We start from the raw sequence: 10,348 nt of genomic DNA on the forward strand, positions 1-10,348 counted from the left end.
AGGTCCGGTACACCAGAGCCATGCCGCCCCGCACCTTCCCGACCGAACCCGCCTACCCGCCCGACGGGGGCGCCGAGCGCACCCTCCACGAAGCGCTCCTGGCGCAGCTGCCCGACGACGCCGTGGTCTTCCACGGCCTGCGCCTCCAGGAGGAGGAGCAGGAGTACGAGATCGACCTTCTCGTCGCCTGGCCGGGGTTCGGGATCGCCGCGATCGAGGTCAAGGGCGGGCACATCGAACGGCGTGACGGCACCTGGTACCAGGGGAACGGGGACCAGCGGCACCGCATCGACCCGGTCGGGCAGGTGCAGGGGGCGCGGCACGCACTCCAGGCGCTGCTGCGGCACCGCGGCCTGCTCGCCGCCGAGTCCCGGACCGCGCACCTCGTCGCGTTCCCGCACCAGTACGTCGGACCCGACTGGGCGACGCTCGATCTGCCCCGCGACATGATCGTCGACCGGGGTGACCTCGAACGCGGGCACGGGCTCGCCGAACGGGTGCGCAACGCGATCACCCGGTACGGCCAAGGGCACGGGCTGCTCGCCGACGCCGATCTCGAGGAGGTCGTCGAGGCGCTCGCGGGCGGCTTCCCCAGCCAGGCGGAGCACCTCGCCGCGGCCGCAGCGCACGAGGACAGGCTCGAGCAGATGACGCGCGACCAGGGCCGCATCCTCGACCTTCTGCGCGAGGCCCGGCGGCTGCGCGTCGTGGGCGGAGCGGGTTCCGGCAAGACGTGGCTCGCGCTCGAACAGGCCCGACGGCGGGCGCGCGCCGGGGAGTCCGTCGCCCTCCTGTGCTACTCGCGCGGGCTCGGACGGTACTTCGAACGGGTCGTCGCGACCTGGCCCGTGCGCGAACGCCCCACCTACGTGGGTCTCTTCCACGACCTGCCGCGCGCCTGGGGCGCCGCAGCAGGCGCGGACGACGACGGCGACTACTGGGAACGGCACCTCCCGCTCGCCCTCGGAGAGCTCGCGGCCCAGCGGTCACCGGCCGACCTGTTCGACGCGGTCGTCGTCGACGAGGCCCAGGACTTCGGCGACCTCTGGTGGCCCTCGCTCATGAGGTGCCTGCGTGACCCCGACACGAGCGGCCTCTACGTCTTCATGGACGACGCCCAACGCGTCTTCCCCCGCGAGGGGCACGTGCCGATCGAGCTGGTCCAGGTCACCCTCGACGAGAACCTGCGCTCGACCAAGCAGATCGCCCAGGTCTTCGGCGCCCTGTCCGAGGACCTGCTCCGTCCCCGCGGCATGGACGGACCACCCGTGCGCCTGGTCGACGTCCCCGCGGAGCAGGCCGTCGGTGCCGCCGACGACGCCGTCGACGCCCTGCTCGACGAAGGCTGGGCCCCCGGAGCCGTCACGCTCCTCGCGACCGGGCGCCGGCACCCCGCCCAGGTCAACGAGGTCGCGCTCGGCGGGCACGCCGCCTACTGGGACACGTTCTTCGCCGAGGAGGACGTCTTCTACGGGCACGTGCTCGGGTTCAAGGGACTCGAGCGCCCCGTCGTCGTGCTCGCCGTCAACGGCGTCCGCGACGTCGCCCGGGCGCGCGAGATGCTCTACACCGGGCTGTCCCGGGCGCGGTCGCTGCTCGTCGTCGTCGGGCCGCGCGAGTGGATCGAACAGGTCGGCGGGGAAGCGGTGCGGCGGAGGCTGGGGAAGGCGGTGAGGTGGGAGGTGGCCGGGTGATGCCGGCGGCAACCCGCCCCGCGCCCTAGGACCGCGCGAGCTCCGCGTCGTCGCACGTCTCCGACAGCACCGGCGCGTTCAGGCGGACGACGGACGTCTGCTCCGACGAGACGACGAGCTCGGCCCCGGCGTCGTCGGTCGACGACACCTCGACCGCCCCGCCGTCCGCGAACACGGTCTGCCCAAGGGCGGCGAACCCGTGCTGCGCGAGGACGGGGTCCAGGGCTGCGCGGACCGCCGCGAAGTCGTCACCCTCGACGTACAGGTACTGCGCCGAGCCGGCGGCCGGCAGGACCAGGGTGCACGCCGAGCCCTCCTCGGAGAGGGAGGCCGTCCCGCTCGACTCCCACGGCGTGGCCGGGTCGAGCGACGACAGCGCCGCGAGGACGTCGTCGCGCACCAGGGTGTACGTGTCGAGCGCCTCGGCAGGGCGCGCACCCGGCGTGCTCGCGGTCGGAGCTGCGGCGGGAGAGCTGCTGCACCCTGCGACGAGCTGCCCGACGGCGGCCACCACCAGCAGCAGCACCCCGCCGGCACGCAGCCGCTTCCTCGACGATCCGGCGTCTCTCACGCGGTGCCCCCTCGCTGGGTCGGTCGACGCGCAGGTGCGCGGCGTCGTCGAACCTAGCAGCGACGAGGCGCCCACCGGGTGACGTCGCATGGGGACCGCTGCCCATGGCCTGCCCGCCGCGTGGTCGATAGCGTGGGTCGGCGACGCACCGGGACCAAGGCGGTCCCGCAGCCACGAGGGGGGACATGCGCACCATGTTCGGCGCCGACGTCGAGGCGCTCACAGGGCTCGGCAGCAGCTTCGTGGAGAGCGCCGAGACGCTCGAGACGGCCCGGCGGCAGGTCGACGGGATCGTCGCCGCCGCGGGCTGGGTGGGGCCCGACGCCGAGGAGTTCCGGCAGGACTGGTCCCGGCGGCTGGCCCCAGCGCTCGCCTCCTGCCTCGGTGCGCTCCGCGACAACGCCGAGGTGCTCCGCCGGAACGCCGAGGACCAGGCCCGCACCAGCGCGGCCGACGGCGGGTCGGGCCTCGACCGGGGCGGTGCGCCGGGGACCGGGGGTGGCGGCGACCGCTCCGGCGACGGTGGGAAGGACCGGCCGGGCAACCCCGACCTCTCGGGCCACGGACCGTGGGTCGACGTCCCGCCCACGATCCCGCTCGACGACGCGGCGCTCGACCCGAACATGATCAACCAGCAGGGCCTCGGCGACTGCTGGCTCCTCGCGGGCCTGGGCGCGGTCGCCCGCGACGACCCCCAGTTCATCCGCGACCACATGCAGCTCAACGCCGACGGGACCTGGACCGTGACGATGTACAAGGACGGCGATCCCGTCGAGATCACGGTCGAGCCCGAGGTCGCGCAGGACGGCGTCATGGACCCGAGCGGGAACCCGAGCTGGGCGTCGATCTACGAGAAGGCGGCCGCCGAGTACTGGGGCGGCAGCTACGACGACATCGACGGCGGCTACTCGAGCGACGCGTTCGCGGCCATCACCGGTGCGACCCCCTCCCAGACCGGCGAGGGGAACCTCTCCGACCTGAAGGACCGCCTCGCTGACGGCCCGGTCGCGCTCGGGACGGAGGACGAACCGTCGTGGTGGCCGTTCGGCGACGAGGTCGACGACGCCCGGGTCGTGCCCAACCACGCGTACATCGTGGACAAGGTCGAGGAGCGGGACGGCGAGCTCAAGGTCCACGTGATCAACCCGTGGGGACCCGGCGCCCACCTCCAGAACGACGGGTCCGACAAGGTCGGCGACATGTGGCTCACGGAGAAGCAGTACAAGGAGAACTTCGACACCGTCTACGCCGTCCCCTCCACCCGATAGGACCCACCTGTGACAACGGTCAGGAATGCACGACAAGGCTCGCAACCCACCTTCGGGGTGCTGCGGGTCGGGATCATGCGCGTCGGCCTCGTCGACGGCACGCCCCTCGCGCAGCTCGCGCTGCGCACCCCCTCGGACGAGGCCGTCGTCGTGCTCGACGAGGGAGACGCGTTCGAGCTCGACGGCGTCGGGACGCTTCACCTCGACGAGATCCGGGCGAGCGAAGGAACGGTCCGCGGCGAGGTCACGCTGCGGTTCGAGGAGATCGACGACGCCGACTGACCGGGCGATCCTCCCCGGAGGCCGGTGTCAGCGGCGGCTGGGAAGGTGGAACGCGGGAGGCCTCGCACCCGGCGGGGCCGGGAAGGCAGAGATGAGCTCACCGACGCAGCCCCGCACGTACCCGCACGGGGTGCCGTGCTGGGTGGACACCGAGCAGCCCGACGTCGACGCCGCCACCGCGTTCTACGGCGCCCTGTTCGGGTGGACGTTCACCGACAAGATGCCGCCCAACGCGCCGGGGCGCTACGTCGTCGCCTCGCTCGACGGGCAGGACGTCGCGGCGGTCGCCTCCCCGCCGGACGGCAGTGACGGGACGCCCGAGTGGATCACCTACGTCGCGGTCGACGACGTCGGCGCCACCGCCGGGGCGGTCGCGGCCGACGGTGGCGTGCTGCTCTCCGGGCCCGAGACCGTCGGCCCGCCCGGACGCATGGCCTCCGTCCAGGACCCGCAGGGTGCACGGTTCCGGCTGTGGCAGGCGGGCACGCGCCTCGGGGCGCAACGCGTCAACGAGCCGGGCACCTGGAACTTCAGCAACCTCCTCACGCCGGACCCGGACCGGGCCCTCGACTTCTACGGGCCGCTGCTCGGCTGGGAGCTCGACCCCGCGCTCGGCGCCGGGATGTTCCGCGTACCGGGGTACGGCGACCACCTCGCGCACACGATCGACCCCGGGATCTTTGAACGGCAGGAGTTCGCGCCGCCGGGGTTCGCTGATGTGGCTGCTGGGGTGGCGGCCGTCGACGGGCCGGCCCGGTGGGACGTGGCGTTCTCCGTCGCGGACCGCGACGAGAGCGCGGCCGCGGCCGAGCGGGCAGGTGGGGTCGTGCTGTCGACGAGCGAGAACGAGTGGACGCGCGAGGCCGTGGTGCGCGACCCGCAGGGGGCGCAGCTCACGCTGTCGCAGTTCGCGCCGCAGGAGTGGGGGTAGGCGGTCCCTCGCGGTCTAGGCCGGCCGGGCCGCCCGGCTGGCCCGCCCGGCGATCGACTCAGCCACGTGATCGACCTGTCGGAGGATCTCCGACGGCGTCGTCCCCAGGTCGAGCGCGTGGGTGTGGATGACGGGTCCGTCGTGGACGACCTGGACGGGCGATGGGGTCTCGCCCACGGAGTGTGCGTAGACCAGGTGGCCCTCGCTCAGGCCGAGGGCCGTGCAGTACGCGAGCAGCTGGTACACGTTGTCGCCGTGCGTCGCCTGTGGACCCGTCGACTGGTACTTCGCGTCCACCACCGCGCGCGGGACGTCGGCGTCGTGCCAGACGAGGTCCGGCCTGAGCGGGACCTTCCCTGCCACGTCGAGCGACCATGCCGATGCCTGGGCGGTGACGGTGCCGCCGCGGGACCGGAGCCGCGGACCCAGGACGCGTTCGAGGAAACCCTCGAACACCGCGGGCATCGACAGCGTCAACGAGAGGGCTGACGTGGACCCGGCGCTCAGGTCGATGCCCGATCCGTCGAGAACCAGCTGCGCCAGGGCGACCGCCGGGCGGTACCGCTCGTTGAGGCGGCTCCAGACGACCCTGTTGCTCGCGCCGGGCGCGTCCAGCGGGGCGACGTCGGCAAGGGTGAGCTGGATGCGACGCAGCCCGCGCCGCACCTCGGGGTCGTCGATCCCGAGACGGTGCAAGGCCGTCGCGGCGGCCTTGAGGGTCCTGTTCTCGACGACGTCCTCGTCGTGCTCCTGGTAACGCACGGCGAGCGGAAGAGCGACGCCGGGACGTCGGCGGACCTGCTCGGCGATGTCGATCCTGCCCCGGACGGTCGGGAGGTCGTCCTGCTTCTCCCGGTAGCCGCGCAGGACTCCGTCGGCGAGCGTGCGCTGGGTCACGAGCACGAAGAGGCGAGCGAGCGCGGTGTGCAGCTCGTCCTGCATAGCGAGCCCGACGCTCTCGCCCCACCGGTGCTCGCCGGCGCCGGCGAGGTAGAGGACGTTGGCGACGGGGATCCGGGGCCGGACGACGACCGTTCCCCGGTCGGTGCGTACGACGCCGACCACGCCACCGGCCCGCACGTCCCACCGGGGTAGCGCACCGGGGACCTGCTCACGTGCGGGCGAGACCTGCGCCCGGAAGCGGTCCTGGAGGAGTCGGACGGTCGCGAGGTCGCACGCGACCGTCGAGGTCGTCCACTCGGTCAGGCGGACGGGCTCAGGCGGCACCGTCGTCATCCGCCTGGTCGGTCCCGAGGTACGCCGCCACCGGTCGGAGCGCATCGAGCGAGAGCCGCGCCAGGACGTCCGGACGCCCGTAGAGGTGCTCGCGCAGCGTGGGGAGGACGTCGTACGCCCAGATGCGCTCGACCAGCCGGTCGTCGAGGTCCTCCCGCAGGAAGTGGCTCGGCCCGATCGCCGCGAGCGGGTCGTCGACGAGGGAGTTCGCCCGCACGATCGCGTCGGCCACCCACTGCAGGCGAGGATGGCGGGCAGCCAGGTAGCCGGGCAGGACCTGGGCGACCGGGCCCGTGACCGGGTCGAAGTCGACGAAGGAGAAGCGGCGTCGCAGCGCCGAGTCGAGGAGCGCGATCGAACGGTCCGCGCTGTTCATGGTGCCGATGAGCAGGAGGTTCTTCGGGAGGGAGAACTCCTCGCCCGAGTACATGAGGCGCACCGAGTCCTCGCGGTACTCGAGCAGGAAGTACAGCTCACCGAACACCCGCGCTACGTTGCCTCGGTTGAGCTCGTCGACGAGCAGGACGTACGTGTGGTCCGGGTCCGCCGCGGCACGTTCCGCGACCGTCCGCAGCGGGCCGCCCCGGAGCGTGAAGCCGCCGTCGGCCGACGGCCGATAGCCCTCGACGAAGTCCTCGTAGGAGTAGGACGGGTGGAGCTGGACGAGGTGCACCCTGTCGGGGTCGCCTGCGATCCACGCCGCGAGCCTGCGCGCCACGTAGGTCTTGCCCGTGCCCGGGTTGCCGGTGAAGATCACCTGCCGTCGGTCCAGGACGAGGTCGCGGATCGTCTCGACGAATCCTGCCTCGAGGTAGAGCGACGCAGCGAGCTCGTCGAGCGAGACGTCAGCGCTGAGCTCGGCGCTCGCGGGCTCGAGGGCGGGAGCTACGTGCTGTGCCCCAGCCGGCGGAGTCCCCTTCCCGGTCTTGCGCCACTCCGCGACCGCGTTCCGCTCTTCGTCGGACCAGGACTCCGTGGGCTCCATCGTCAAGGTCGCCCAGAGAAGTCCCTGGGCGTCGAGGCGGTCGCGCAGCTCCACCCCGTGGCGCGCGGCGATCTCCGTCACGAGGTCGAGCAGGCCCAGGAAAGCGTCGAAGACCTCGCTGTCGGGAGCGTGCGCGGCCGGGCGGTAGTAGCCCGTGACCTTGATGAAGTCGGCGACGTACCGAGACCTCCAGACCGGCTCGGCCTCGGCGTCGACGGCCATGCGGAGGAAGGACGAGACGCTGAGGCGTGACCCGCGCTGATCGAGGACGTCCGGCGGCAGGGATGCCGCGAACCCGTCCAGGGCGCCGTCTCGGTCGAGGGTCCAGAGCGCTCGGAGGGTCCTCGCCGCGTCGTCGGGCGCGGCCTCGGCCCACGTGACGAGGTCCTCGGCCGCCCGGTAGTTGACGAGATTGGTGCGGCGGACCAGGCGTTTGAGCCCGACGAGCCACTCCTCTCCGCCGAGCAACGCTGAGCGCACGTCCTGGATCTCGGCGGCGGCCTCGAGCTTGTACTTCCGCTCCTCGGTGTCGAGCTCCACGCGGTCAGAGAACCACCGGAACCAGGCACCAGCACGCTCGAACGCGTCGGTCGGAGCCGACCACTGCCACAGGTAGGGGGCGCGCCACAGGTCCACGAAGGAGTCCGGAGCCCCCGCGTCCTCGGCCAGACGCCGAGATATTCGTGCGACCTGCAAGGCCTCAGGTGCGCCGTCGTCGTCCGTGCCCCAGATCGAGACGATCGCCTGGCGGGCGGACCGACTGGTGTTCGGCGGGAAGACGTCGGGCAGGAGGAGGTGCTCGAGCGCGAACTTCTGGATCTGGCCGCCCTCGGAGTCGTCGAGGGTGTCGAGCAGGGCGACCAGCTCGTCGGGGGACTCGAGGACCCGACGCCGGACGTCGAGCGGAAGTCGTTTGAGAGCGACGAACGCCTCGACGAGGAACGCGAAGAGCTTCCACCGGTAGGTGCCGTACGCCGTCCCCGCGCGGACGAGGCCGCTGTCGAGCGTCAGACCGAGGTCGTCGGGCAGAGGCGCGGTTCCGTCCCGGGTCTCGAGGATCTCGCGGACGATCGCGCGCTTCTTCTGCCCCGTCACCGCCTCCGGGCTCGCGATGAGCAGGTGGACGTAGAGGATCTCCGCGGCCAGCTGCACGGCACTCGTCGGCGACGAGGCGAGCTGAGAACGCAGCTTGGCCATGAAGGTGCCCGAGCCCGTGTCGGGGCTCTCGACGAAGTCCCTGATGAGTGCCTCGCCGTCGGCGAGCGTCGATCCCGGGCCGTCCGAGAACAGTGACCGGTCGTCCAGCAGCGCGGCGTCGCGCCACCGTGCTGCGGCCTCGTAGATCGGGCGAGCAGTGGGGTAGGGAACCCTGGTGGCGGACATCGATCTCCTCGTCGGCGGGTGGCGCTGCCACCGTAGCGGGAGCCGTGACACGGAGGGGAGGGGCGAGGGGGTGAAGTCCTCGTTCCGAGCCTCGTCGTCGATGCCTCGGGTACGTCACTGAGGGTTCCCATTCGCCGACACACAGGGAAGGCCGTCGGGGACTACCTCCCTCCTGCGGCGGGCCGTTTCACACGGCAGCGACGCGGGCGTCGTCGACGACCGCCTCGAGCTCCGTGAGTCCGACCTGGTGTTGCAGCAGCGCGTCGCGCTCAGCAGCCGGGATGCTCATCGACTCCGCGAGGAGGGCCGCCAGCGCTCCGACCTGCGGCTCGTCGACGTCGCGGGGGAAGAGCCAACGGATGTTGTCGTCGCGGGTGATGAGGTCGACGCTCGTGCGCGCCCCGTCGTCCGCGCCCGGGACGTAGCGCACGTAGCGCACGTCCTCGAGAGGGATGGAGTCACGGATCTCGCCCCGCTTGAGCAGGGCGCTGCTCTTGGCAGCCAGGACACGACGGTCCGTGACGGCGACGACCATGTCTGGGGTCACGCGGTCGAGCGGGAGCGCCTTGCGGCCCAGCGTGGCGAGGGCGTCGTCGGCATCCACCTGGAACGGGGCGGCGACAGCGCGCAGCTCCTCGCCGTCGTCGAGCAACCAGGGCAGGATGCGCAGCACCCGCTCGTCGTCGTACCCGGGCGGGACGCAGAGGACGTGCGGAGGTGTGCTCTCGAGGCCCTCGGGGTGGAGCACCTCGGTGAGCGGTGCCAGCGCGTCAAGGATCTGGGCGCAGGTGAGCTGGGAGCTCCGGGCGCTGCGGCGTGACCGGGTGAGCGGCATGGATGCCCTTCCCGGGAGCTCCGCGATGATGTGCAGCTCGCGGGTGAGCGCATCGACGAGACGCGTTGCCTCGGTCAGCGACTCCTCGAACCCCGCTCGGGCCTCCGCGACGATGAGGTCGAACTGCTTGGCCTCGTGGACGTCGTCGACGCCTGCGGCCCGCGACCAACCGGCGTGGACGGCCTGATAGCCGGTCCACGCCTTGAGCGACGTGAGCAGAGCGAACGCGTCGAAGACGATCGCCTCGGCGTTCGCCTCGAGGAACTCACGGCGAGGTCCGTGCGCGGTGAGCCCATCGAGTTGACGGACGTGCCCCGCGACGTTCCGGCGGTACAGGTCGAGCTGCGTCTCCAGATCAGCTCCCTTGCCCGAGATCTTCTGCCACGCGGAGGCCGGAACCCCGCGGATCTCGCGCACGCGTGCGACCGTGCCTTCGATCTCCTTGGCGAGTCCGGTGAGCGTTGCCCACTGCTCGGTGCGGATCGTCTGGAGCACGTGGGTCGTCAGCGCGATGTTCGTGTGAACGAGCCGGGTGATCTCACCGAGCTGCATCTGGATCGCGATCATCGCGACCGCCGGCCCGACCGCGGCCGCGATCCCGGCCGCGTTCACCGCTACGGGGACGAATCGCGCCTGGGCGACGAACTTTCCACCCTGCATGATCGTGCCGAGGTTCGCGCCGTCCTTCGCCACGAGCTGTGCCCCGCCCCGGAGCAGTGCGGCGGAGGGTTCGCCGAGCCTGAAGAGGCCCTGCACGCTCGCCACGGCATTCGCCAGGTTCCCACCGAGCGTCGCGGCGGGCCCCCGCGCCCCCCGCCCCCGCCGCCACCGCCGTCGAGATCCGGTCGAGGTCCGCTGTCGGGATCAGCCCGATGTCGATGAGCTCGAGTCCCTGAGGCACGTCTCCGGTGACGACGGCGATGCCGGGAATCACCTCGGTCAGGACGAGCGGCGCAATCTCACTACCTGCGGACACGGTGCGAACCTCCTGTGGTGCTGAAGGGCTCCGGCGACCGGACCCGACCGACAACATAGACCCAGCTCCCGACCTTCGGCGCATCTGTCGGGTCGTTGGCAGGACCAGTACTAGGTGTACCCGGCCGCGACGTTGGTTACAGCCGGCTGGTCGGCGGGAGTCCACCGAGGGCTTGGTGGCGGCGTTG

The 10,348-nt window shown here is 72.0% G+C and carries 8 protein-coding genes; 4 read left to right on the top strand and 4 right to left on the bottom strand.

The features are described 5' to 3' along the window. The first annotated feature begins 20 nt into the window (after positions 1-20). On the top strand, positions 21-1,694 hold the full coding sequence (locus H9623_RS18100) for a nuclease-related domain-containing DEAD/DEAH box helicase (protein ID WP_193721401.1): 1,674 nt from the start codon (positions 21-23) through the stop codon (positions 1,692-1,694). A gap of 25 nt (positions 1,695-1,719) precedes the next feature. Here H9623_RS18100 and H9623_RS18105 read toward each other — a convergent pair whose 3' ends face one another. Beyond that, positions 1,720-2,265: a hypothetical protein gene (locus tag H9623_RS18105; RefSeq protein WP_193721402.1), complete on the bottom strand. Its 546-nt coding sequence runs from the start codon at positions 2,263-2,265 to the stop codon at positions 1,720-1,722. Between the two features lie 185 nt (positions 2,266-2,450). On the opposite strand from H9623_RS18105, the gene H9623_RS18110 reads away from it, so the two are divergent. From H9623_RS18110 to H9623_RS18120, 3 genes are all read left to right on the top strand, one after another. Then, on the top strand, positions 2,451-3,533 hold the full coding sequence (locus tag H9623_RS18110; RefSeq protein ID WP_193721403.1) for a C2 family cysteine protease: 1,083 nt from the start codon (positions 2,451-2,453) through the stop codon (positions 3,531-3,533). Between the two features lie 9 nt (positions 3,534-3,542). Continuing rightward, positions 3,543-3,815 carry a hypothetical protein gene (locus H9623_RS18115; RefSeq protein ID WP_157257679.1) on the top strand — a complete coding sequence of 91 codons (273 nt, stop codon included), beginning with the start codon at positions 3,543-3,545 and terminating at the stop codon, positions 3,813-3,815. A gap of 91 nt (positions 3,816-3,906) precedes the next feature. Beyond that, positions 3,907-4,746: a VOC family protein gene (locus H9623_RS18120; protein WP_193721404.1), complete on the top strand. Its 840-nt coding sequence runs from the start codon at positions 3,907-3,909 to the stop codon at positions 4,744-4,746. 15 nt (positions 4,747-4,761) lie between these two features. Here the strand turns inward: H9623_RS18120 and H9623_RS18125 are convergent, their stop codons facing one another. The 3 genes from H9623_RS18125 to H9623_RS18135 all read right to left on the bottom strand — a co-directional run bounded on the left by H9623_RS18125 (position 4,762) and on the right by H9623_RS18135 (position 9,950). Further along, positions 4,762-5,973: an McrC family protein gene (locus H9623_RS18125; RefSeq protein ID WP_193721405.1), complete on the bottom strand. Its 1,212-nt coding sequence runs from the start codon at positions 5,971-5,973 to the stop codon at positions 4,762-4,764. Continuing rightward, positions 5,963-8,350, bottom strand: a complete 2,388-nt coding sequence (locus tag H9623_RS18130) for an McrB family protein (protein ID WP_193721406.1) — start codon at positions 8,348-8,350, stop codon at positions 5,963-5,965. The genes H9623_RS18125 and H9623_RS18130 overlap by 11 nt, the downstream gene beginning before the upstream one ends. A gap of 187 nt (positions 8,351-8,537) precedes the next feature. Continuing rightward, positions 8,538-9,950, bottom strand: a complete 1,413-nt coding sequence (locus H9623_RS18135) for a hypothetical protein (RefSeq protein ID WP_193721407.1) — start codon at positions 9,948-9,950, stop codon at positions 8,538-8,540. Positions 9,951-10,348: the final 398 nt, after the last annotated feature.

Origin of the sequence: Oerskovia douganii, from assembly GCF_015142735.1 — a bacterium.
Classification (GTDB): domain Bacteria; phylum Actinomycetota; class Actinomycetes; order Actinomycetales; family Cellulomonadaceae; genus Oerskovia; species Oerskovia douganii.